This is a genomic window from Pseudomonas nitroreducens NBRC 12694, assembly GCF_002091755.1.
Lineage (GTDB): Bacteria > Pseudomonadota > Gammaproteobacteria > Pseudomonadales > Pseudomonadaceae > Pseudomonas > Pseudomonas nitroreducens.
This window is the reverse complement of the sequence record NZ_BDAI01000002.1, coordinates 290,461-311,416: the sequence shown is the minus strand read 5'-3', so window position 1 is coordinate 311,416 and position 20,956 is coordinate 290,461. Positions and strand designations below refer to the sequence as shown.

Genomic DNA, 20,956 nt, shown 5'->3' with positions numbered 1-20,956 from the left:
TGAGCAACACCCGGATGTGCCCATGACGCAAAGAACAAGAACCATCGCCTTCTTCCCCGAGGCCAGTTTCGGCGCCGCGCTGAACTGCATCGGCATCGCCCAGGCCCTGCGCGAACTCGGCGCACGCCCGGTGTTCATCTGCCATGCGCATTTCCAGGGCATCTTCGCCGAGTACGGCTTCGCCGAGTACCCGCTGCAACTGGACTCGCCGCTCTCCGCCGCCGACCACCAGCATTACTGGGAGCGCTTCATCGAGCGCAACGTGCCCTACTTCGACCAGCCGCCCCTGGCGCAGATCGACAGCTACGTGGCGCCGGCCTGGGAAGCCATCATCGATACCGCCATCGAATCGGAAAAACCGCTGCAGCAGTTGCTCGCCCGGCTCAAGCCCGATGCCATCGTGCTGGACAACGTGGTCAGCTTCCCGGCCATCTCCGCCGCCGGCTGTCCCTGGGTGCGGATGATCTCCTGCGCGGAAACCGAACTACCCGACCCCGCGGTGCCGCCCTACCTGTCCGGCGCCAGCAGCAGCGATCCACAAGCCTGCGCCACCTACCGCGAACACTACCTGCAAGCGACAAAGCCGGCGCACGAACGCTTCGCCCGCTTCCTCGCCGAGTGCGGTCACCCTGCCCTGCCCGCCGGCCAATTCCTCGAAGATTCGCCTTGGCTCAACCTGTTGCTCTCACCCACACCGGTGCGCTACGAGCGCCAGAATCCGCTGCCGGCCGAGCGCTATCTGTACCTCGACGGCTGCGTGCGCAGCGAGGCGCCGTATATCCCGCCGCAGTTCCCGCGGCACGACGATGCTGCGCTGATCTATGTGAGTTTCGGCAGCCTCGGCGCGGCCGATATCGAGATGATGCGCAAGCTGATCGATGCCGTCGCGCAACTGCCCTACCGCTTCCTGATCAACGTCGGCGCCTACCGCGAGCACTACGACAGCGTGCCCGACAACGTCTACCTCGACAGCTGGTACCCGCAACCGGCCGTGCTGCGCGAATGCCAGTTGTTCATCCATCACGGCGGCAACAACAGCTTCTGCGAGGCACTGTATTTCGGCCTGCCGTCGGTGATCATCCCCTACTGCTGGGACGGCCATGACAACGCCCGGCGCGCCGAGGAAGTGGGCGTGGCGCGCTACCTGCCGCGCTTCGAAAACCCGCTGGCGGCGCTGCCCGGCGCACTGGCCGACCTGCTCTGCGACAAGGCGATGCAGCAACGGCTGACCAGCGTACGCGAACAGATGCAGGCCTCGCGCGGCACAGCGTCGGCCGCGCGGGCGATTCTTGGCATCTGCAGCGACTAAGCGGCCAATGGCACCGTGCAAGGACGTGCCATTGGCTCTGTGCAAGTTTCCGGTCGCCCCATAAGCCTGGCTCCATGTCCCTGGAACCAGGCATGACAAGCTTCAATGACCAGCCAGCCCTGCTCGGCGACTCCCTGCAACTTCGCCCACTGCGCAGCGAGGATTTCGACGCCTCTCCGGCGCCGCCAACTCGCCCGGAACCTGGGCCGGACACCCGGTGAAGGACCGGTGACCCAGGCGTCTTCAGGCTTTGCGCAGTGGTACTTCCTGCAGCAGCCACGACAGCGCGAAGGCCACGGCGCTGACCATGCACGCCACCAGGAAGACCCAGTGCATCGATCCGGAAAAGGCTTCCAGGTAAGCCTGCCGCAACGCTGCGGGCAAGGCATGCACAGCGGCCGGCGACAGGTTGGCCGGTGAGCCGACGCTGGCCGGGAAGGCACTCACGAGCCGACTCATCAGCTCGTGAGAGAACAATGCGCCGAACACCGAGACGCCAATGGAGCCGCCGATGGAGCGGAACAGGGTCGCCCCGGAGGTCGCCACGCCCATGTGGCGAAATTCGACGCTGTTCTGCACCGCCAGGATCAGGACCTGCATCACCATGCCCAGCCCGGCGCCGAGCAAGGCCATGTAGAGATTCATCTGCAACATCGACGATTGCAGGTCCAGACGGCTCAGCAACGCCAGAGCGACGACCTGCAGCAGTGTGCCAAGAATGGGGAAGACCCGGTAACGCCCCCAGCGGCTGATCAGGCGACCGGTAATAGCCGAGACGATCAGCATCGCACCCATCAGGGGCAGCATCTGCAGGCCCGCACTGGTCGGCGTGGCGTCCTTGACCACCTGCATGTAGAGCGGCAGGAAGGTCACCGAGCCGAACAGCGAAACACCGACGGTGAACCCGATCAGCCCGGCGAGCACGAAGGTCCGGTGGCGGAACAGGTGCAGCGGCAGGATCGGTTCCGCCGCGATGCGCTGCTCGTGGACGAAGCCGATCACACCGACAACGGCGAAGAGCGACAGGCACAGGATGTCGATCGAGGTCCACTCGAGCGTGCTGCCGCCCAGGCTGGTGATCAACACCAGCGAAGCCAGGGCCAGGGTCAGGAAGAAGGCGCCAAAGTAGTCGATGACGTGTTTCACCCGCGCGACGTGGGGCTTGAACGCGCTGCCGATCACCAGCAGGGCGAGCAGGCCCAGCGGCAGGTTGATGTAGAAGATCCAGCGCCAGGACAACTGCTCGACCAGGAAGCCGCCCACCAGCGGACCGACCACCGTGGCGAGGCCGAATACGCCACCGAACAGCCCCTGGTAGCGACCACGCTCGGCCGGCGCAATGACGTCGCCGATGGCCGCCATCGCCACCACCATCAAGCCACCGCCGCCCAGGCCCTGCAGCGCGCGCAGGAGGATCAGCTGGGTCATGTTCTGCGCCAGCCCGCAGAGCGCCGAGCCCGCCAGGAACAGTAAGATGGCGGTCTGCAGCACCAGCTTGCGGCCGTACAGGTCGCCGAATTTGCCATACAGCGGGACCACGACCGTGGAGGCCAGCAGGTAGGAGGTCACCACCCAGGACAACAGGTGCAGGCCGCCCAGTTCGCCGACGATGGTGGGCAGCGCGGTGGACACGATGGTCTGGTCCAGCGCCGCGAGGAACATCACCAGCAGCAACGCCGCCAGCAACAGTGGAATGGACGGCTGCGTCGCCTGAGCGTCGTCCGGGGGGCTCAGCTTCGTGGCCAGGCTTTTTTCGGAGGCCGTTTGCATGGGGCGGACCTGATGAGATGAGGTGGCGTGGGACAGGGAAGGAATGGAGTCGGCTCATTCGCCCGCGCAGAGTGCACGCTGGCGATGCTGCCGCCCCACTTCCTGCAGGCCGGCCAGGGTGAAGCTGTAGAGCTGGGCGACGACCACAGGACCCGGCATGTCGAGAATGTCGCGCAGGGCGCCATGCCCTCCACGAGGCCCGATCAGCAGCATCGCCCATGGCGCCGTGACGCTGAGGATGCAGGGCACCAATGTGGGATCTTCGGGGGGGATCCCGGTAATCTCGCTGAACAGTTGCTTGAGCAACGTCAGCTTCAGCGCCTTTTCGGGGTGCAGAAACTCCTGACCGTGGCTGCTGGGCGCCAGGGCTTCGGCAGCGAGCACCCGCAGGTGCCAGCTCTCCCTCCCGCGCGCGGCCTTGCGCACAACCAGTTCGGTCAGCGCAAACAACTTGTCCGGCGCCGCCTGCTCGCCCTGGATGATCCGCTGCAGGTCGGCGATGTCGAGAAAGCGTCGACGGGCCTCCCCCAGCACGGCCTGATAGAGACCGTTGCGGCTGCCGAAGTGGTAGTTGATCGACGCCAGGTCGACCTCCGCCTTGGCGGCGACGGCCTTGTTGCTGGTTTCGCCGAAGCCGAGCGTCGCGAAAAGTTCGCCGGCGGCTTCAAGGATGCGCAGGCGGGTCGCTTCACCATCTTTTCGAGCTTCGCGGGAGGCCATGATTATTCCTGAACAGCGGACAGTGCCAGGAAGCCTGAAGCAGGTTAAATCTAAATTCAATTTAAATTTAGAAAATACGATGAACTGCCCTCTCCGCCGGGATCAGGCTTCGTGGGGCTTGCGCTTAATATATGGAAATACGTATATTCGATTTTCCATATATTTAGGCAGCGCCATGATTACCCCACCCGACGTCTTCAAGTGTCTGGCCGACGAGACCCGCGCTCGCGCCACCCTGCTCATCGCCAGCCTGGGCGAACTGTGTGTCTGCGAGCTGATGTGCGCGCTGGACGACAGCCAGCCGAAGATCAGCCGCCACCTGGCACAACTGCGCAGCAGCGGCCTGCTGCTGGATCGCCGCCAGGGGCAGTGGGTGTATTACCGCCTCAACCCCGACCTACCCACCTGGGTGCACGACATGCTGCAGGTCACCCTGCTGGCCAACGGGCAGTGGCTGGCCGACAACACCCTGCGCCTGCAGAACATGGACGGCCGACCCGTCCGTGACGCCGCCTGCTGCTGATCCCCACCGAGCGAATCCTCCATGCTGGTCGCCATTGCAGTCTTCATCTTCACCCTCGTTCTGGTCATCTGGCAGCCCAGGGGCCTTGGCGTCGGCTGGAGCGCCGCCCTGGGTGCGATCATCGCCCTGGCCGCCGGCGCGGTTTCGCTGCACGACATCCCGGTCGTCTGGGCCATCGTCTGGAACGCCACCGCCACCTTCATCGCGGTCATCGTCATCAGCCTGCTGCTGGATGAGGCCGGCTTCTTCGAGTGGGCCGCACTGCACGTGGCGCGCTGGGCCAACGGCAGCGGTCATCGCCTGTTCGCCTTCTGCGTGCTGCTCGGCGCGGCCGTTTCGGCGCTGTTCGCCAATGATGGTGCGGCCCTGATCCTCACGCCCATCGTCATGTCGATGCTGCTCGCCCTGCGCTTCTCCCCCGCCGCGACCCTGGCCTTCGTCATGGCCGCCGGCTTCATCGCCGACACCGCAAGCCTGCCGCTGGTGGTGTCCAACCTGGTGAACATCGTTTCGGCGGATTACTTCGGCCTGGGCTTCGCCGAATACGCCTCGGTGATGCTGCCGGTGAGTCTTGCCAGCATTGCCGCCACCCTGCTGGTGCTGTTTCTGTACTTCCGCCGCGACATCCCGAGGCAGTACGCGCTCCATGCGCTGAAGGAACCCAAGGCCGCCATCCATGACCGCGCCACCTTCATCGTCGGCTGGTGGACGCTGCTGGCGTTGCTGGTCGGCCTGTTCGCCCTGGAGCCGCTGGGCATCCCGATCAGCGCCGTGGCCGCCGCCTGTGCCGCGCTCCTCTTCGCTGTCGCCGCCCGCGGCCAGCGCATCTCCACCCGCCGTGTACTGCGCGAAGCGCCCTGGCAGGTAGTGATCTTTTCCCTCGGCATGTACCTGGTGGTCTACGGCTTGAAGAACGCCGGCCTCACGGACTTCCTTGCCCAGTTGCTCGACCGTCTTGCCCAACAGGGGCTGTGGGTCGCCGCCCTCGGCACCGGCCTGCTCTCGGCGCTGCTGTCCTCGGTGATGAACAACATGCCCAGCGTGCTGGTCGGCGCCTTGTCGATCCAGGCCAGCGGCGCGGAAGGCCTGGTGCGCGAGGCGATGATCTACGCCAACGTCATCGGCTGCGATCTCGGCCCGAAGATCACCCCCATCGGCAGCCTCGCCACGCTGCTCTGGCTGCATGTGCTGGAACGCAAGGGCGTGCGGATTACCTGGGGTTACTACTTCAAGGTCGGCATCCTCCTGACCTTGCCGGTTCTGCTGATCACCCTTTCGGCCCTGGCGTTGCGCCTGAGCCTCTGACGTCCCGCCCAGAAGCGGAGGAGCCTTCCATGCGAGTCCTGTTCATGTGCACGGCCAACAGCTGCCGCAGCATCCTCTCCGAGGCGCTGTTCAATCACCTGGCGCCCGAAGGCTTCGAGGCGGTCAGCTCCGGCAGTTTTCCCAAGGGCCAGGTATTGCCCCGCAGCCTCGCCACCCTGGAGCAGGCCGGCATCTCTACCGAAGGCCTGAGCAGCAAGGGCAACGACGCCTTCGAAGGCAACCCGCCGGATATCGTCGTCACCGTCTGCGACAAGGCCGCCGGCGAGGCGTGCCCGGTCTACTTCGGCCCGGCAGTGAAATCCCACTGGGGGCTGGAAGATCCATCGGATGCCGAGGGTGACGAGGCCGCGATCGACGCCGCCTTCCGCGCCACGCTGGCGCGCATCGAACTGCGCTGCCGCGCCTTCTTCGCCCTGCCCTTCGCCACCCTCGGCCGCGACGAACTCAAGCGCGAGCTGGATCGTATCGGCGCCCTTTGATCAGGAGGACACATGTCCGAACAACTGCCCAACCTCGACCTGTCGCTGATCGATCCGCTACCAGCCGCCGCCGATGCCAGCGAGCACAAACCGCGCATCCTGCTGCTTTACGGATCGACGCGCGAGCGCTCCTTCAGCCGCCTGCTGGTGGAGGAAGCCGCACGGCTGCTGCAGCACTTCGGTGCCGAGACGCGCATCTTCAATCCCTCAGGCCTGCCGCTGCCGGACGATGTGCCGGTGGAGCATCCGAAGGTGCAGGAACTGCGTGACCTGGTGCGGTGGTCGGAGGGCCAGGTCTGGTGCTCGCCGGAACGCCACGGCGCACTCTCGGCGGTGTTCAAGGCACAGATCGACTGGATCCCCCTGGCCCTCGGCGCCGTGCGCCCCACCCAGGGCAAGACGCTGGCGGTGATGCAGGTCTGCGGCGGCTCGCAGTCGTTCAACGTGGTCAACCAGTTGCGCGTCCTTGGCCGCTGGATGCGCATGTTCACCATCCCCAACCAGTCCTCGGTTCCCAAGGCCTACCTGGAGTTCGACGAGGCGGGCCGGATGAAGCCCTCGGCGTACTACGACCGCGTGGTCGACGTCATGGAGGAGCTGGTGAAGTTCACCCTGCTGCTGCGGGATCGCCAGGAGTTCCTGGTGGATCGTTATTCGGAGCGCAAGGAGAATGCCGAGCAGCTGTCCGCCCGTGTGAATCAGCGCTCGATCTGAGGTGACCATGCCCAGCGAAATCAGGGAGGCGCGCCCCGAGGATGCACCAGCAATCCAGGCCATCTACGCGCCGATCGTGAGTGGAACGGCGATCTCCTTCGAAGAGGTGCCGCCGAGTGCCGCAGAGATTCGGCAGAGGATCTGCACGACCCTGCAGACTTACCCGTACCTGGTTGCGTTACGCGATGGGCGCATGGCCGGCTACGCCTATGCGAGCCAGCACCGGGCGCGCGCTGCTTATCGATGGGCAGTGGATGTCACGGTCTACATCGCGGAGAGCGAGCGGCGCTCGGGTGTGGGCCGCAGCCTCTATGCCGAGCTGCTCCCCATCCTGGCCAGGCAGGGATTCACCGCCGCCTATGCCGGCATTGCCCTGCCCAATGCAGCCAGTGTCGGCCTGCATGAGCGGTTGGGTTTCCAGCATGTCGGCACCTTCCCGCAGGTCGGTTTCAAGCTCGGCCAATGGCACGACGTGGGCTACTGGCGTCTTGAGCTTGGCCCGCCGAGCCAGTCCCCCGGCGAGCCACGTCCGTATCGGGACATCGCGGGCTGAGCCTCCCGCACACGGACAAGGCGCGACGCAAGTACCCGGACGATCTCACTGCAGGTCCGGGCTCTCGTATCGACGCTGAATGCGCGCCAGCTCGCCGGACTCGCGCAACCGCTCCAGCGCGCGACTCCAGGCGGCGACTCGCTGGTCGTCGCTGTCGCGGCTGAAGGCGATGTAGAGCGTGGAGCGAAACAGCTCGACCGGCACCTGGCGCAATGTGCCGGGCGACAGGCCCAACTGGCGGCTGTAATACGCGACGCCGGCATCGGTGTCGCCGACGATGATGTCGGTACGCCCGGCTAGCAACATGAGATAGAGCTGCGGGCTTCCGGTGGCGCGCTTGTCGAGATTGTCGAAGCCCATGGCCTCCAATGTCTCCGGAACCAGCCCGGCATGCCGGGTGGTAATGCGCGGAGCGCCCCGCAGGTCGCTCAGGGTATTCGCCGGCTGGCGCGCATTGGCCAACTGATAGGGATGGATCGACTCTTCGACGATCGGGCCTACCCATTTGTACAGCGGCTCGCGCGCCGGCGTGCGGAACATGGAAAACATGATGGTCTTCGGCTGCGACTGCAGGGCCAGGCTGGTGCGCATGCTGGGCAACAGCTCGATCGCGAAATCATCGCCGGTCAGCCCCATGATGGCCTTGACGATGTCCGTCGCCATGCCGGTGAGCTGGCCGTTCTCGACGTAGTTGTAAGGCGCCCACTCTTCGGTGACGACCCGATAGTCCCCTGCCCAGGCCCCGGCATTGAGCAATGAACAGAGCAAGGCTGCACAGATGGTCGAAGGCTTCACAAGGCTCGCTTGGCGGGAGTGGCAGGACAGCGACGTGCTGAAGTGAGGAGCTGAAAATCATAGTACCAGCCACCTGGCGCCGCCACCGCCAGCGCAGGGCGGCACAGGCAGGCGGAAAACCTCGGCGTGCTGCCTTCCCAAGCGTCAAGCGCGACCGGCAAGATAGCGGCATTCGCTGCCACGCTTTGGCGGCCCCTGCTGCCTTGTGCCACCGAAGTCGTATGCAACCGCGCGACCTTGCCGCCTACCTGTTCCTCGCCGTCGGCTGGGGGCTGTCCTTCCTTGTGCTGCTCAAGGCCATCGCCGGCTTCGGCTGGGTTGGCGCGGTCAGCTTCCGCGCGCTGATCGCCAGCTTCACGCTGTTCGCCGTGGCACGGCTGGCCGGGCGCCAGCTGAACTTCGCAGGGATGTGGAAGCCGCTGTGCGTGGTTGGCGCCACCACGGTGGCCGGGCAATTGATCGGCATGACCTACGCCACCCCGCGCATCGGCACCGCCATGGCAGCGATCTTCGTCGCCGGGATTCCGCTGTTCTCGATGCTCATCGGCCGCCTCTGGGGCCTGGAACGCATCACCTGGAGCGGCCTCGGCGGGCTGGTGCTGGGTTTCTTCGGCATGGTGCTGCTGGTGGGCTTCCCGGCGGTGCCGATCACCCACGAGTTCATGCTCGGCAGCGCAGCCTCCGTGTTCGGCGCCGTCTGCGCGGCCTTCGGCAGCAATTACGCCAGCCTGAAGCTGCGCACCGCCGGCCCCTGGGAAGTGACCTGCGGCGCGTTCGGGATCGGCGGCCTGCTGACCCTGCCCTTGCTGATCTGGGTGCCGGTGCCCGGCACGCCGCAACCGATCGATGTGTTCTTCCTGCTGATCTGCGGCTGCATATTCAGCGCGGTGAACTACGTCGTCTACTTCCAGCTCGTCTCGCGAATCGGCGCGACCAGAACCATCAGCGTGGAGTTCGTCGTCACCGTGGTCGCCGTCCTGATCGGCGCCCTGGTGCTGGGCGAGAGCCTGTCGCTGGTGCAGGGCGTGGGCGCGCTGATCATCCTGATCGGCTGCGCCCTGGTGCTCGGCCTGGTGCCCGGCACCAAAGCCCGCGCCGTGACTTAACCGACCTGAGCCTGGGCGACACCCGGCGAGGCGTCGTCGCGGTCGATCAGCTCCATCGGCAGATGCGAGGTTTCGCGCAGCAGCCAGGAACAGATCGCCACCAGCAATAGCGCTGCCGCGCCGTAAAGCGCGACGCCGAACGGGTTGCGCCCGGTAGCGATGAGAATGGCGGTAGCGATGCTCGAGGCCGTGCCGCCACCCAGTGCCGCGCCGATCTGGTAGCTGAAGGAAATCCCCGAGTAGCGCATCTCCCGCGGGAACTGCTCGGCGAGGAAAGCCGGGATCGGCCCCTGGGTCGCCCCCATGAAGAAGCCCACGGCGATATACGCCAGCATCGCCAGCGGCAGGTTGTGCAAGCCGATCAGCGGGAAGAAGGCGAACAGCCCGAGCGCCATGATCGCCGCGCCGAAGATCATCACTGCACGCCTGCCGAAACGGTCCGATAAGTGACCGAAGAACGGCGCGGACGCGACGATGGCCACCGACAGCGAGAAGTCGAACAGCAGGGCGTGGCTGCTGCTGTAGCCGATGTCGGTCGCGTAGGCGAGGAAGAAGGTGCTGCCGATGTAGGCGATGGTGACGTAACCGAAGGCGATGCCGATGCACAGCAACAGCTCGCGCGGCCGGCGGCGGAAAGCTTCCATCAGCGGCATGCGCGCCTCGGCTTTCGGCGCGGCCTTGGGCTGCGGCGCGGTGTTCTGCAGGCGCGCGTAGAGACCGATCAGCACCAGCAGGCCACCGAGCCAGAACGGAATGCGCCAGGCAATACCGCTCAGGTCATCGTCGAAGGCGAAGCTGACGATGGCGAACACCGCCGAACCGAAGATGCCGCCGATGCCGATACCCATGCTGGTGAAGCTGCCCCACAGGCCGCGGCGGCCTTCAGGTGCGACCTCAATGCCGAACAGCGCCGCCCCGCCCCACTCGCCACCGGCGGCGAAACCCTGCACCAGGCGCAGCAACACCAACAGGACGGGCGCGGCGGCACCGATGCTGGCGTGGGTCGGCAGGAAGCCGATCAGCAAGGTGCTCAGGCCCATCAGCACCAGGGTGGCGACCAGCGCCTTCTGCCGGCCATAACGATCGCCCAGGTGCCCGAACACCACGCCGCCCAATGGCCGGGCGAAGAAGCCGGCTCCAAAGGCCGCGAAGGCCACCAGTACGGCGGTCAGCCGGTCCATGCCAGGGAAGAACAGTTGCGGGAAGATCAGCGCGGCGGCGTAGCCGTAGATGACGAAGTCGTAGAACTCCAGCGCGGTGCCCATGCCGGAGACGCAGAAGGTGCGAAAGGCCGAGCGCGAGCCCGGCGCGGCGGGCGTGTGGTCGATCATGGCGGTTCACTCTTGTTTTTGTGGCAATACGAAACCTGCGCGGCGGCCGGTGGGCTGCCACGGGGGCGTAAGTTCTGAAATTGAGTAGTTGCGTTGTGACGTTTTACGATCGGCGGTGAAGCGAACTTCAGCGCTCGGACATTGCCCTCACCCGTTTGCCTCTAGAACCGCAGGAAGCCCTCATCGGCCATTTTCTTCGGCGTACCAGCCACGTACTCCAGCGCGCAACCGGCGGTGTCCAGGCCGATGCTCAGCAGGGTTTCCCAGCGCTCGGTGTCCGGCTCGGACATGTCCGGATGGAAGCACACCACCGCCTGGTCGCCGCCGGCGCCACAGAAGGCGTCGGCACGTTCGCCCAGGGCCTTGCCGGTCATGCCGGTGGTGGCCGCCTTGAGGTGCTCCAGGCGCGCGTAGGTGGTGGAGACATCCGCGGTACGCTCCCCCCAGCTCAGTTCGCCGTCGAGGAAGTGGTTGGTATGCAATAGCCAGCCATCTTCGCGCGGCACCACCACGGCGGTGTGCGCCGGGCTCATCTCGATGCTCGCGGCACGCGCGCGCACATCGTTGCGGGTGAACACGCTGAGCACGGTGGACGCACTGACCCGCGCCGAGCGCGCCATGTCGATGGCCTCGGTGACGCTGGTGGCTTCTTCCAGCACGCGGCGGGCGATGGCGTGTACCGGCACACCGGCGCTACCGTTGTCGCTCTCGTGGTGCAGGATGTTGAAGTGCACGCCCAGGCCCGCGCTGTTCACGCCGATCTTGCCGAGCATGCCGAACTCGGTGAACAACTTGGCGGTCAGGCCGGTGCTGCCGGTGAAGCCCAGCAGCAGGCCGTGGGGCACCAGGCTGTCGTGCCAGTCCCAGGTCTGCAGGCTGCGCGGTGCGATGGCGCCGGCGGGCGCATGGACGGAAGTGGAGCACTCGCCCTCCACCGGCTGTGCGGGCATCACCGCCAGCACTTCGGTGCGCGCATTCAGCGCTGCCAGCTGCCACAGCGGCAGGCCGGCGCCCAGGGCCAGGCCCTCCACTTCCTTCGCCAGCGCCGGGCACCAGTCGGCCAGCGCGGACAGGCTGCCCTCGCCGATGGCCCGTGCCTTGTCGATCTCCACGCCGACGCGCGGGAAGAAGTCCAGGTACAGCGCCACGGTCTGGCGGATCTGCTCGGAGAAGGTTTCGCCGATCTGCCGGCCACGCTGCAGCGGGTCGCGGATGTCGGTGGTGAAGGTGTGAAGGATCACGGCAAGGCTCCTGCAATTGCTTTATTTCAAGAAGCCAGAGCGCCGCGGCGCTCTGGCTGGATCAGAGTTTGTCGCTCGAACGACTATAGACTTCGCGGCCGGCGAACCAGGTCTTGAGCACCCGGGTGTCACGCAGCGCTTCCGGCTTGACCGTGAACACATCGCGGTCGAGCAGGATCAGGTCAGCCTGCTTGCCCGGCTTCAGCGAGCCGATGCGGTCCTCCAGGCGGATGGTGCGCGCGGCGTTGAGGGTATAGGCCTGGAACATGGTCTGCCGGTCGATGTCCTCGGCGGCGTTGAGCACGCCTTTCGGGCCGACGCGCTGGATCGCCTGGTAGATGGCCTTCCACGGATCGGGTGTGGTGATCGGCCAGTCGCTGGCGCCGGAGATGGTCGCGCCATGCTTCAGCAGCGAGCGTGCCGGGTACATGTGCAGGAAAGCCATGGCACTGACGTAGGGCTTGACCAGATCGACGCTATTCTCGTCGGCGGCCGCCCAATAGAGCTGCATGGCAGCGATCACGTCGAGCGCCTTGAAGCGCGGGAAATCCTTCGGGTTGACCATCTGCAGGTGGGTGATCGAGTGCGGGATGCCGCTATGGCGATCCTTGCGCGCCTGCTCGATGCCATTGAGCGATTCGCGCACCGCCCGGTCGCCGATGGCGTGGATGTGCACCAGCCAGCCGCGGGCGTCGGCGGCGCTGACCAGTTCGCCGAAGTGCTTGGGGTCGATCAGCAGTTCGCCGTACTTCTTCGAGTTGCTGTAGGGCTCGAGCATTGCCGCGCTCTGCGCCGGCACCTCGGCCACGCCGTCAGCGAAGATCTTGATGCCCGGCAGCGTCAGGTTGGGGACATCGATGAACTGCTGGCGCACCTTGTCCAGTTCGTCGAGGTCAGCCGGGGTCGCCTTCGAATCGGCCATCAGCAGCGCAGCGACATGCGCGGTCAGCCCGCCCTGCTCCGCCAGCAGCTTGTAGGCCGGCAGCACGCCAACAGAGTCGTTGTGGATGTCGCCACCGGGATTCTCGTTCGCCAGGGGCTCCATCCAGCCGGTGATACCCAGCTCATGGTAATAGCTCTGCGCGCCTTTCAGCGCCTTGAGCAGCTCGTCATCGCTCGGCAGCGGCAGCAGTGCCTGCACCGGATAGAGACCGGCGTCCACCAGGAAACCATTGGGCGTACCGTCGGCACCGTGGCCGATGGTGGCCTGCTCCTCACCCTGCAACGACTTGACCTTGGCGGCGTCGATGCCGGCCAGTTTCAGCAACGCCTGGTTGGCCCAGCCGGTGTGGTAGTCGCCACCGGCCAGGAGGATCGGCTGATCAGCCCATTCGCCCTGGTTGAAGCGCCGCTGCAGCTCACCGATTTCGTCCCAGTACGCCGTGGGCACGCCGCCGACATAGAGGAACCGGCCACGTCGCGCGCGGCCATCCTCGCGCCACTGGCGCAGCTTGCCCTCGAACTCGGCGAGCGGCAGGTCCTGGTTGTCCAGGTTGGCCTGGAGCATCTGCAGGCCGCCCTTGACCAGGTGGGTATGAGCGTCAATGAAACCGGGCATCAGCACCTGGCCATGCAGGTCGATGACGGTCGTTTCCGGTTGCTTGAGCTTGAGGATCTGCGCGTCGGAACCGACGGCGAGAATGCGGCCGTTCTCCACCGCCACCGCCTGCTGCAATGCCTGGCCAGGTTCGGCGGTGTAGACCTTGCCGCCATGGAAGATCAGGTCGGCGGCGGCCATCGTTTCCATCGAGGAAAAAGCGCAAGCGGCGGATACCAGCGCCGGAATCAGTAGTTTCATCGCAAAGCCTTCGTTATTGTTGGTCTGCGAAGAAGGTTAAGCAAAAGCCCCGGCGCCTTTAACACCGACTTCCCGCACAACTTCTGTTCCTGCCAGGAAGCAATTCATGGACAAGATGACCGCCCTGACGATGTTCGTCGCCACCGCCGACCATGGCGGCTTCAGCCGCGCCGCCGAACAGCTGGGCAAGACGCCCTCGGCGATCACCAAGGGCGTCGCACAGCTGGAGGCCGAACTGGGCCAGCGCCTGTTCGAACGCACCACGCGGCGCATGGCGCTGACCGAGGCCGGGCACATCTACCTGGAAGGTGCGCGCCAGGCGCTGGTGCAACTGCAGCGAGCCGAGGAGGAAGTGGAGCAGTTGCAGACCGAATTGCGCGGCAGCCTGCGCATCGCCGCCCCGCCCTCCTTCGCGCCGGCCTTCTTCAATGCCGTGTGCTGCCGCTTCCTGCGCGAACACCCGCAAGTGCGCCTGGAGGTCGACCTGGCCGACGAGTTCGCCGATCTGGTGGAAGGCGGCTACGACCTCGCCCTGCGCGACGGCCCCATCGACCTGCCGGACGTGATCGCCCAGCCACTCCTGGAAAACCGCCTGCTGCTCTGCGCGAGCCCGACATACCTCGCACGCAAGGGCCTGGATGTGACCCTGGAGAACTACGAGCAGCACGACTGGCTGATCTTCCGCCACCCGTTGCTGAACCGGAATTTCTGGTGGGTGCAGCGGGACGGCGAGCGCATCCGTATCCGCCAGCCGATACCGCGCGTGGCCAGCGACAACTACGACTTCCTGCTGTCGTGCCTGCTGGATGGCCAGGGCCTGCAATTCCTGCCGCAATGGAGCGCGTTGCCCTACCTCGAACGCGGCGAGCTGGTGGAGCAACTACCGGATTGCTGGCGCGACCAGAGTGCATTCGGGCCATGGGTGCATGTGCTTTACCTGCCGCACCGAAGGAGCACGCGCAAGGTGCGGGTGTTCATCGACTACCTGCGCGAGCATTTGCAGGGGAAGGGGCTGATTTAGCCGAAACGATGGCACTGACCTGAAGGAGCACGCCGTAAGCGTGATCGCGGGCATCGCCCACTCCTACAGGAAACCGGCGCGGCTCCCGTCGAACGCAGGAGCGGACTTTGTCCGCGATGTGTCACCGGCCAGCCCAGAGCCGCCGGGTATCGATCGCGGACGAAGTCCGCTCATACGCAAATGCCCGACGTTGAGCCGGTAGTTTCAGCTTACTTGATGTACCAGCCCCAAGGCTGGTCGCTGAGGTACTCGGTGACCTGCTTGGTCTCCAGGTAGTTGTCCAGGCCCCACACGCCCAGCTCGCGGCCGATGCCGCTCTGCTTGTAGCCGCCCCAGGGCGCCTGGGTGAAGGTCGGTTGCGAGCAGTTGACCCAGACGATGCCGGCGCGCAGGCCACGGCTCACGCGCTGGCAACGCGCCGGGTCGGCGGACATTACCGCTGCCGCCAGGCCGAACTGGCTGTCGTTGGCCAGGCGCAGCGCCTCGGCTTCATCCTTGAAGCGGCGCACGGCGAGCACCGGGCCGAAGATTTCCTCGCGCCACAGGGCGCTCTCCAGCGGCGAATCGATGAACACCGTCGGCTCGACGAACCAGCCCTTGTCCCGATGCGCCGGGCGCTTGCCGCCGGTGGCCAGCTTTGCGCCATCGCGCACGCCGGCTTCGATGGCCTGCAGCACCTTGGCGTGCTGGCCGGCGCTGACCAGCGGGCCGAGCAGCACGCCCGGCTCCAGGCCATTGCCGATGGTGATGCGACGGGTTTCCTCCACCAGGCGCTCGATCAGCCGGTCATGCAGGCCATCCTGCACCAGCAGGCGCGAGGTGGCGCTGCACACCTGGCCCTGGTTCCAGAAGATGCCGAACAGGATCCACTCCACGGCCGCTTCGACATCCGCATCATCGAAAACGATGAAGGCCGACTTGCCACCCAGCTCCAGGCTGACGTTCTTGATGTCCTGGGCTGCCGCCTGCATGATCGCGCGCCCGGTGGGCACGCTGCCGGTGAAGGCCAGCTTGTCCACGCCCGGATGCGCCGAAAGCGGCGAGCCGGCGCCGCGACCCAGGCCGGTGACCACGTTGAGCACGCCCTTGGGCAGGCCCACGGCATCGGCGGCGGCGGCCAGTTCCAGAGCGGTCAGCGGAGTCAGTTCCGAAGGCTTGAGCACGGCGGTGCAGCCTGCGGCCAGCGCCGGCGCGACCTTCCACGAAGCCATCAGCAGCGGGTAGTTCCACGGGATGATCTGCCCGGCCACGCCGACCGGCTCGCGCAGCACGCGGCAGGCGAAACGCTCGTCGGGCAGCGCCACCACTTCGCCCTCGCCGTTCAGCCCCTCGGCCAGCTCGGCGTAGTAGTCGAAGCAGCCAATGGCGTCGTCGATATCCCACTGTGCTTCGGGAAGCGGCTTGCCGTTGTCCTGCACTTCCAGGCGGGCCAGGTCCTCGCGGCGGCCACGCAGGTTGTCGGCGATGGCGCGCAGGTAGCCGGCGCGCTCCTTGCCGGTGCTCCGGCCCCATTCGCCTTCATCGAAGGCCCGACGCGCAGACTTCACGGCACGATCCACATCCTCACCGGTAGCAGCGGCAACCTCGGTCAGCACTGCTTCGCTGGACGGTTCGTACACCTCGAAGCGGCCGCCCTGTGCGGGTGCCTGCCACTGGCCATCGATATAGAGCTGGTCGCGCATGCGAAGGTCTCCTGAGCTTGTTGGAATGCTTGTCGGGCGAGCATAGGGAAATGGACACGGGGTTGATAACGCGGACGCCGTGCATGCGGGCACGCGCGGAGCGGACGCCCGGGAAGCGCGCAACGACCCGCACCCGACCTCAAAGAACCGCGTGGAAGCGTGGAATCTCCGGCACGACGATGACCGAATAAGCAGGCTTCTTCGGGTTGTAGCCAATCGTAATCGGCCGCCCAGCGGGAAACTGGGCTGCTTCCTGGTTAGCGCGCGACTCGCGTGCCGTGATTGCGACCAGATAGCGGGCACGATACTCCCTGCCGCCGACCTCATAAACGTAGTGTGCGTAGACGTGGTATTTCGCTGGCGGAGAACTGTTCTTCGACCCCAACTCGCGCACTACCTCGGTGCTCTCCACCACGGCATCGGCCCTGGGACCATTGCGGCTATCGGACTCCATGCTGCACATCTTCGCGAAGGCAGCGAGCATGATCAGGCAGATCGCCCACTTCAACAGGTTCATAGCATCATCCTTGATGGGTAAGTAAGCCGCCCCTTGCCGCCTACAGCAGGATAGCCAGGGGCAGCACCTTCAACTACAGCGCTGCCTTCTGCTCCAGATAGGCCTTGGGCGACAGCCCCGTCTCCTCGCGGAAGCATCGGTAGAAGGTCGACAGCGAACGGAAGCCCGCCGCCCGAGCCAGTTCGTCGATGCGCGTGACGCTGGTGGCGCCGTCGAGTTGGCCGAGCAGGTGGCGCAGGCGCAGCTGGTTCAGGTACTGGTAGAAGCTCAGGCCCAGCACCTGGTTGAGGAAGTAGGAAATCTGGTTGCGCGTATAGCCGGTGGCCGCTGCGACCTGGGGCATGTCCAGGTCGGGATTGAGGAACGGCCGGGTCTGCTGGAAATACTGCTGGATATCGCCGCCGAGCTGGCTCAGCTGCCGCGCTGAGAGCCCCAGCCGGCTGTCGGCCATGCGCGGTTGCGGCTCACTGGCCGCTTTCTGCGGCTGACCGATCAACGCGGCGTGCTCGTTGACCCGGATGATCCGGCCATCGCGCACGGTATAGGCCTCGGTGGTGCGGAAGGACACCAGCCCTTGCGTGCCGCGCAGGGTCACCTGGTACTGCAGGAAGGCCGTGTCACCGTCCACCCGCAGGCGATCGGTGTAGACCTGCGACTCATCTCCCGCCGCCGGCATGCTGGTCTGCAGGTACTCGCGCAGTTCGCTCGGCGCGATCCGCCGCCCCTGGAAGAAATCGTTGTACTCCACCTGCGGGTCGAACAGCGCCATCAGCGCCTCGATGTCATGCCGGCGCCAGGCCTGGTGGTAACGCATGACCACCGCGTGAGTAGCGGCGCTGGCCGGGTCGGGCTGGTGAGTCGTGCCGTCGAGCGTGGAGCTCCAGCCCTGTTCTTCGATCATTGTTTTCCCCTGCCGGTCTCGGCCGGCATTTCCTGCTCCGGGCGTGCCCGCAAAGAGCAGCGGACCGTATGCCTGGCCCCCCGGAGCGATTACAAAACTCGGACGCGGCCCGAAGACCGCTTTTTCTTCCGACATTCTGCCGGAGTTTTCCGATGACATCCGCCCCACTTGCGCACGCCACTCCCAGACCCTACTGGCTCGACACCCTCGACCCCGCTCCCGCCGCACCGGCGCTGGAAGCGGATCGCCGCTTCGACCTGGTGGTGGTCGGCGGCGGCTTCACCGGTCTCTGGACCGCCCTCCACGCCCGCCTGCGCTGGCCTGGTGCAAGCATCGCGGTGGTGGAGGCGCGGCGCTGCGGCGGCGAAGCCAGTGGGCGCAACGGCGGCTTCTGCGCGCCGAGCATTTCCCACGGTGTCGGCAATGCACTGCGCCGTTGGCCGGAAGAAGCCGAAACCCTGGTACGCCTGGGCCGACAGAACCTCGACGAATTCGAAGCGGACCTGAAGCGCTTCGGCATGGACGTCGAATTCGAGCGCCGCGGCAAGCTCAGCGTTGCCGCCCAACCCTGGCAGGTCGACGGCCTGCGCAGCATGCAGCGCAACTACGAGCGCTTTGGCATCGCCTCGGAGTTCCTCGACAAGGCGCAACTGGCCGACAAACTGGACTCACCCGCCTACCAGGCCGGCGTGTTCGAGCCCAACTATGCACTGCTCAACCCGGCGAAAATGGCCGCCGAGCTGCGTCGCGTCTGCCTGAAACAAGGCGTCGAGCTGTTCGAGAACACCCCCGTGCACGAGTTGCACCAGCGCGGCGACCGCCTGATGCTGCGCTGCGATCGTGGCGAGCTGGAGGCCGGGCAGATCGCCCTGGCGACCAATATTGCACCGCCGCTGCTCGGCCACCTGAATTCCAGCGTGATCCCGGTGTACGACTATTCGCTGGTCACCCAGCCGCTCACTGACGAGCAGCTGCGTGCCATCGGCTGGGTCGACCGCTACGGTATCGCCGACGCCGGCAACCAGTTCCATTACCTGCGCAAGACCGCTGATAACCGCATCCTCTGGGCAGGCTTCGACGCCATCTACCACTTCGGCAACCGCCGCGACGAGTCCCTGACCCAGCGCCCGGAAAGCTTCGAGCGCCTGGCCGGACAGTTCCGCGAGGCTTTCCCGCAGCTCGGCCCGGTCGAGTTCAGCCATGCCTGGGGCGGCATCATCGACACCTCGGCGCGCACCACGCTGTTCACCGGCTGCGTGCTGGGCGGCCGCGTCGCCTATGCGCTGGGCTTCACCGGCCAGGGCGTGTCGGCCAGCCGTTTCGCCGCGCTGAACATGCTCGACCAGCTGGGTGGCGAGCGCACCGAACGCACCCAGCTGCGCATGACCTCGCAGAAGCCCTTCCCCTTCCCGCCCGAGCCGCTGCGCTACCTCGGCGTGAAGCTCGCCCAACGCTCGCTGGCCAAGGAAGACCGCACCGGCCGCCGCGACCTGCTGCTCAAGACCTGCGATGCCTTTGGCATCGGTTTCGATTCCTGATGGAGAACTTCATGTCCACCCTGCCCCGCCACGTCATCGACTTCGCCAACCCCGCCCTCGCCCCGCAGGAGCGCGAGATCAACGACCCGGCCATCGTCGATGCGCCCTACCAGAGCCGCAGCTGGCGGCACTTCAGCGCCCCCGAAAAGAACGCCATCGCCGGCATCTGGGAAGCCGGCGTGCACCTGGAGCGCTGCGAGTGCGACTACGACGAGCTGTGCCACATCCTCGAAGGCACCGTGCGCCTGACCGACGCCGACGGCGTGGCGAAGACCTTCGGCCCGGGGGACTCGTTCGTCGTGGCAGCGGGCTTCAAGGGCACCTGGGAAAACCTCACGCCGGTGCGCAAGGTGTATTTCATTCTCGGGTAGCTTCAGCGTTTGCCTATTGTTCGCGAGCAAGGCCCAGACGTTCCCTCGGTCCTACCGGTGCGGCCAGCTTCGGAGCTTGCCGGCAGGTGCGGGCTTGCTCGCGAACAGCCTGCACACTGGCATCGCCGTTGACGATTCCGACCTGCCTCTACTGCGCCCCCGAACCTGCCTCCTCCGCGCAGACGTACGCCTTGCCCCACATTCCCCGCAGGCCGTACGTCCCCCAAAGTTCCACTGCCGTTTGAAAGGGCTATAACTAGCGAACCGAAACGGCGGGCTGCCGGGGATGAACCCTGCAACGGCAGCCCCTATTGGCATTTCCCATTTGCCCGGATCAGGCGCCCCAGCCTGATCGGCGCCCGCGGCGCGGAGCGGTGTGATGAGTTCCAGAACCTGGCGATGGGCTCGCAGGAGCCTTCCTGGCTGCATCGGACTGGCATTGCTGGTCGCGCCGCTTTACGCCAACGCCCTGTTCAAGTGCCACGCACGGGACGGAACCGTCAGCCTCAGCAGCCAGGCCATCGCCGGCGCGCACTGCACTCGCCAGAAAGACCCGGCGAGCACCGCTGGCAGCACCCGGGCAAGGACCGCATCCACGCTGGAGCGGGGCACCAGCCAGGGGGCAGATCGGATTCGCGTGTACACCTTCGTTCACAAGGGCGTCCGCCAGTATGTGAGCCGACGCCCGGTCGGCATTTCAGCGCGAGTCGATGTGATCGAGGTGTATTACATCAAGGGCTGCTATCTGTGCATGGCGCCGAAGGATTTCAACGTCGCCACACTGCGCCTGGACACCCGCTCCTATCGCCGGGAGATCGAGGCCGCATCGGTGCGCTACGGTGTCGACAGGGCGCTGGTGCGCGCCGTCATCCATGCCGAATCGGCATTCCAGCCCAATGCCATTTCCATCGCCGGCGCCCAGGGCCTGATGCAGTTGATGCCCGACACCGCCGAGCGCTTCAACGTGAGCGATCCGTTCGACGCGCGGCAGAACATCCGAGGCGGCGTGCGCTACCTGGCGTGGCTGCTCAAGCGCTTCAACGGCAATCAGCGGCTGGCGCTGGCCAGTTACAACGCGGGTGAAATGACGGTCGACAAGTACAACGGGATACCCCCCTACGCCGAGACGCAAACCTACGTCGCCCGCGTGCAGTCCCTGACCGAGCGCTATCGCAACCATCCGTAGGGCGCCGGGGACGGAGGCGGCTCGCGAGCAAGCATGTAGGGCGCATAACCTGGAACAGGTTGTCCGCCGGCTTTT

General features: G+C 65.9%; 21 protein-coding genes. 12 read left to right on the top strand and 9 right to left on the bottom strand.

The window, feature by feature from the left end:
* Positions 1–22 precede the first annotated feature (22 nt).
* Both PNI01S_RS07310 and PNI01S_RS28615 read left to right on the top strand, forming a co-directional pair.
* Positions 23–1,309, top strand: coding sequence for a glycosyltransferase (locus tag PNI01S_RS07310; RefSeq protein ID WP_024762781.1), 1,287 nt, complete (start codon positions 23–25; stop codon positions 1,307–1,309).
* Between the two features lie 92 nt (positions 1,310–1,401).
* Entirely contained in the window at positions 1,402–1,530 is a 129-nt protein-coding gene (locus PNI01S_RS28615; RefSeq protein ID WP_256576562.1) for a hypothetical protein, read from the top strand.
* A gap of 22 nt (positions 1,531–1,552) precedes the next feature.
* Here PNI01S_RS28615 and PNI01S_RS07305 read toward each other — a convergent pair whose 3' ends face one another.
* Both PNI01S_RS07305 and PNI01S_RS07300 read right to left on the bottom strand, forming a co-directional pair.
* Positions 1,553–3,079 (bottom strand): MDR family MFS transporter, encoded by a 1,527-nt coding sequence (locus PNI01S_RS07305; RefSeq protein WP_084357709.1) that lies wholly within the window; start codon positions 3,077–3,079, stop codon positions 1,553–1,555.
* 54 nt (positions 3,080–3,133) lie between these two features.
* Complete coding sequence (locus tag PNI01S_RS07300) at positions 3,134–3,799, bottom strand: TetR/AcrR family transcriptional regulator (RefSeq protein ID WP_084357708.1); 666 nt, start codon at positions 3,797–3,799, stop codon at positions 3,134–3,136.
* Positions 3,800–3,974: 175 nt separating this feature from the next.
* Between PNI01S_RS07300 and PNI01S_RS07295 the strand changes: the two genes are divergently transcribed.
* Genes PNI01S_RS07295 through PNI01S_RS07275 form a run of 5 tightly spaced genes read left to right on the top strand, consistent with a single transcriptional unit; the run spans position 3,975 to position 7,394 of the window.
* A complete protein-coding gene (locus PNI01S_RS07295; protein WP_024762778.1) occupies positions 3,975–4,322 on the top strand; it encodes a metalloregulator ArsR/SmtB family transcription factor in 348 nt (115 codons plus the stop codon).
* Between the two features lie 21 nt (positions 4,323–4,343).
* Complete coding sequence (locus tag PNI01S_RS07290; RefSeq protein WP_084357707.1) at positions 4,344–5,627, top strand: arsenic transporter; 1,284 nt, start codon at positions 4,344–4,346, stop codon at positions 5,625–5,627.
* A gap of 29 nt (positions 5,628–5,656) precedes the next feature.
* On the top strand, positions 5,657–6,127 hold the full coding sequence (locus PNI01S_RS07285; protein WP_024762776.1) for an arsenate reductase ArsC: 471 nt from the start codon (positions 5,657–5,659) through the stop codon (positions 6,125–6,127).
* Between the two features lie 12 nt (positions 6,128–6,139).
* On the top strand, positions 6,140–6,841 hold the full coding sequence (gene arsH / locus PNI01S_RS07280; RefSeq protein WP_024762775.1) for an arsenical resistance protein ArsH: 702 nt from the start codon (positions 6,140–6,142) through the stop codon (positions 6,839–6,841).
* Positions 6,842–6,848: 7 nt separating this feature from the next.
* Positions 6,849–7,394: an arsinothricin resistance N-acetyltransferase ArsN1 family B gene (locus PNI01S_RS07275; protein ID WP_024762774.1), complete on the top strand. Its 546-nt coding sequence runs from the start codon at positions 6,849–6,851 to the stop codon at positions 7,392–7,394.
* 45 nt (positions 7,395–7,439) lie between these two features.
* On the opposite strand, the gene PNI01S_RS07270 is transcribed toward PNI01S_RS07275, so the two are convergent.
* Positions 7,440–8,189, bottom strand: coding sequence for a substrate-binding periplasmic protein (locus tag PNI01S_RS07270; protein ID WP_065086633.1), 750 nt, complete (start codon positions 8,187–8,189; stop codon positions 7,440–7,442).
* 221 nt (positions 8,190–8,410) lie between these two features.
* Between PNI01S_RS07270 and PNI01S_RS07265 the strand changes: the two genes are divergently transcribed.
* On the top strand, positions 8,411–9,295 hold the full coding sequence (locus PNI01S_RS07265) for a DMT family transporter (RefSeq protein ID WP_084357706.1): 885 nt from the start codon (positions 8,411–8,413) through the stop codon (positions 9,293–9,295).
* On the opposite strand, the gene PNI01S_RS07260 is transcribed toward PNI01S_RS07265, so the two are convergent.
* From PNI01S_RS07260 to PNI01S_RS07250, 3 genes are all read right to left on the bottom strand, one after another.
* Positions 9,292–10,626 (bottom strand): MFS transporter, encoded by a 1,335-nt coding sequence (locus tag PNI01S_RS07260; protein ID WP_084357705.1) that lies wholly within the window; start codon positions 10,624–10,626, stop codon positions 9,292–9,294. The two genes, PNI01S_RS07265 and PNI01S_RS07260, sit on opposite strands and share 4 nt — an antisense overlap.
* 161 nt (positions 10,627–10,787) lie before the next feature.
* Complete coding sequence (locus tag PNI01S_RS07255) at positions 10,788–11,867, bottom strand: C45 family autoproteolytic acyltransferase/hydrolase (RefSeq protein WP_084357704.1); 1,080 nt, start codon at positions 11,865–11,867, stop codon at positions 10,788–10,790.
* A 61-nt stretch (positions 11,868–11,928) separates the two neighbouring features.
* Positions 11,929–13,665, bottom strand: coding sequence for an amidohydrolase (locus PNI01S_RS07250; RefSeq protein WP_084357703.1), 1,737 nt, complete (start codon positions 13,663–13,665; stop codon positions 11,929–11,931).
* Positions 13,666–13,771: 106 nt separating this feature from the next.
* Here PNI01S_RS07250 and PNI01S_RS07245 point away from each other — a divergent pair, with 106 nt between their 5' ends.
* Entirely contained in the window at positions 13,772–14,686 is a 915-nt protein-coding gene (locus PNI01S_RS07245; RefSeq protein ID WP_024762770.1) for a LysR family transcriptional regulator, read from the top strand.
* A gap of 209 nt (positions 14,687–14,895) precedes the next feature.
* Here PNI01S_RS07245 and PNI01S_RS07240 read toward each other — a convergent pair whose 3' ends face one another.
* The 3 genes from PNI01S_RS07240 to PNI01S_RS07230 form a co-directional block, all read right to left on the bottom strand.
* A complete protein-coding gene (locus tag PNI01S_RS07240; RefSeq protein WP_084357702.1) occupies positions 14,896–16,368 on the bottom strand; it encodes an aldehyde dehydrogenase family protein in 1,473 nt (490 codons plus the stop codon).
* Positions 16,369–16,507: 139 nt separating this feature from the next.
* The gene (locus PNI01S_RS07235; protein ID WP_024762768.1) at positions 16,508–16,885 is read right to left on the bottom strand and encodes a DUF3592 domain-containing protein; all 378 of its coding nucleotides are present in this window, start codon (positions 16,883–16,885) and stop codon (positions 16,508–16,510) included.
* Between the two features lie 73 nt (positions 16,886–16,958).
* Positions 16,959–17,699: a nuclear transport factor 2 family protein gene (locus PNI01S_RS07230; RefSeq protein ID WP_084357950.1), complete on the bottom strand. Its 741-nt coding sequence runs from the start codon at positions 17,697–17,699 to the stop codon at positions 16,959–16,961.
* A 239-nt stretch (positions 17,700–17,938) separates the two neighbouring features.
* Between PNI01S_RS07230 and PNI01S_RS07225 the strand changes: the two genes are divergently transcribed.
* From PNI01S_RS07225 to PNI01S_RS07215, 3 genes are all read left to right on the top strand, one after another.
* Positions 17,939–19,324 carry an NAD(P)/FAD-dependent oxidoreductase gene (locus PNI01S_RS07225; RefSeq protein WP_084357701.1) on the top strand — a complete coding sequence of 462 codons (1,386 nt, stop codon included), beginning with the start codon at positions 17,939–17,941 and terminating at the stop codon, positions 19,322–19,324.
* Positions 19,325–19,335: 11 nt separating this feature from the next.
* The gene (locus PNI01S_RS07220) at positions 19,336–19,695 is read left to right on the top strand and encodes a cupin domain-containing protein (RefSeq protein ID WP_084357700.1); all 360 of its coding nucleotides are present in this window, start codon (positions 19,336–19,338) and stop codon (positions 19,693–19,695) included.
* A gap of 379 nt (positions 19,696–20,074) precedes the next feature.
* Positions 20,075–20,881, top strand: a complete 807-nt coding sequence (locus PNI01S_RS07215) for a lytic transglycosylase domain-containing protein (protein WP_084357699.1) — start codon at positions 20,075–20,077, stop codon at positions 20,879–20,881.
* Positions 20,882–20,956 lie beyond the last annotated feature (75 nt).

What these genes read in the sequence shown, in the direction of transcription:
- PNI01S_RS07310 (WP_024762781.1), top strand. Translation starts at nt 23, where the DNA reads ATGACGCAAAGAACAAGAACCATCGCCTTCTTCCCCGAGGCCAGTTTC.
- PNI01S_RS28615 (WP_256576562.1), top strand. Translation starts at nt 1,402, where the DNA reads ATGACAAGCTTCAATGACCAGCCAGCCCTGCTCGGCGACTCCCTGCAA.
- PNI01S_RS07305 (WP_084357709.1), bottom strand. Translation starts at nt 3,079, where the DNA reads ATGCAAACGGCCTCCGAAAAAAGCCTGGCCACGAAGCTGAGCCCCCCG.
- PNI01S_RS07300 (WP_084357708.1), bottom strand. Translation starts at nt 3,799, where the DNA reads ATGGCCTCCCGCGAAGCTCGAAAAGATGGTGAAGCGACCCGCCTGCGC.
- PNI01S_RS07295 (WP_024762778.1), top strand. Translation starts at nt 3,975, where the DNA reads ATGATTACCCCACCCGACGTCTTCAAGTGTCTGGCCGACGAGACCCGC.
- PNI01S_RS07290 (WP_084357707.1), top strand. Translation starts at nt 4,344, where the DNA reads ATGCTGGTCGCCATTGCAGTCTTCATCTTCACCCTCGTTCTGGTCATC.
- PNI01S_RS07285 (WP_024762776.1), top strand. Translation starts at nt 5,657, where the DNA reads ATGCGAGTCCTGTTCATGTGCACGGCCAACAGCTGCCGCAGCATCCTC.
- arsH (WP_024762775.1), top strand. Translation starts at nt 6,140, where the DNA reads ATGTCCGAACAACTGCCCAACCTCGACCTGTCGCTGATCGATCCGCTA.
- PNI01S_RS07275 (WP_024762774.1), top strand. Translation starts at nt 6,849, where the DNA reads ATGCCCAGCGAAATCAGGGAGGCGCGCCCCGAGGATGCACCAGCAATC.
- PNI01S_RS07265 (WP_084357706.1), top strand. Translation starts at nt 8,411, where the DNA reads ATGCAACCGCGCGACCTTGCCGCCTACCTGTTCCTCGCCGTCGGCTGG.
- PNI01S_RS07260 (WP_084357705.1), bottom strand. Translation starts at nt 10,626, where the DNA reads ATGATCGACCACACGCCCGCCGCGCCGGGCTCGCGCTCGGCCTTTCGC.
- PNI01S_RS07250 (WP_084357703.1), bottom strand. Translation starts at nt 13,665, where the DNA reads ATGAAACTACTGATTCCGGCGCTGGTATCCGCCGCTTGCGCTTTTTCC.
- PNI01S_RS07245 (WP_024762770.1), top strand. Translation starts at nt 13,772, where the DNA reads ATGGACAAGATGACCGCCCTGACGATGTTCGTCGCCACCGCCGACCAT.
- PNI01S_RS07240 (WP_084357702.1), bottom strand. Translation starts at nt 16,368, where the DNA reads ATGCGCGACCAGCTCTATATCGATGGCCAGTGGCAGGCACCCGCACAG.
- PNI01S_RS07235 (WP_024762768.1), bottom strand. Translation starts at nt 16,885, where the DNA reads ATGAACCTGTTGAAGTGGGCGATCTGCCTGATCATGCTCGCTGCCTTC.
- PNI01S_RS07230 (WP_084357950.1), bottom strand. Translation starts at nt 17,699, where the DNA reads ATGCGTTACCACCAGGCCTGGCGCCGGCATGACATCGAGGCGCTGATG.
- PNI01S_RS07225 (WP_084357701.1), top strand. Translation starts at nt 17,939, where the DNA reads ATGACATCCGCCCCACTTGCGCACGCCACTCCCAGACCCTACTGGCTC.
- PNI01S_RS07220 (WP_084357700.1), top strand. Translation starts at nt 19,336, where the DNA reads ATGTCCACCCTGCCCCGCCACGTCATCGACTTCGCCAACCCCGCCCTC.
- PNI01S_RS07215 (WP_084357699.1), top strand. Translation starts at nt 20,075, where the DNA reads ATGAGTTCCAGAACCTGGCGATGGGCTCGCAGGAGCCTTCCTGGCTGC.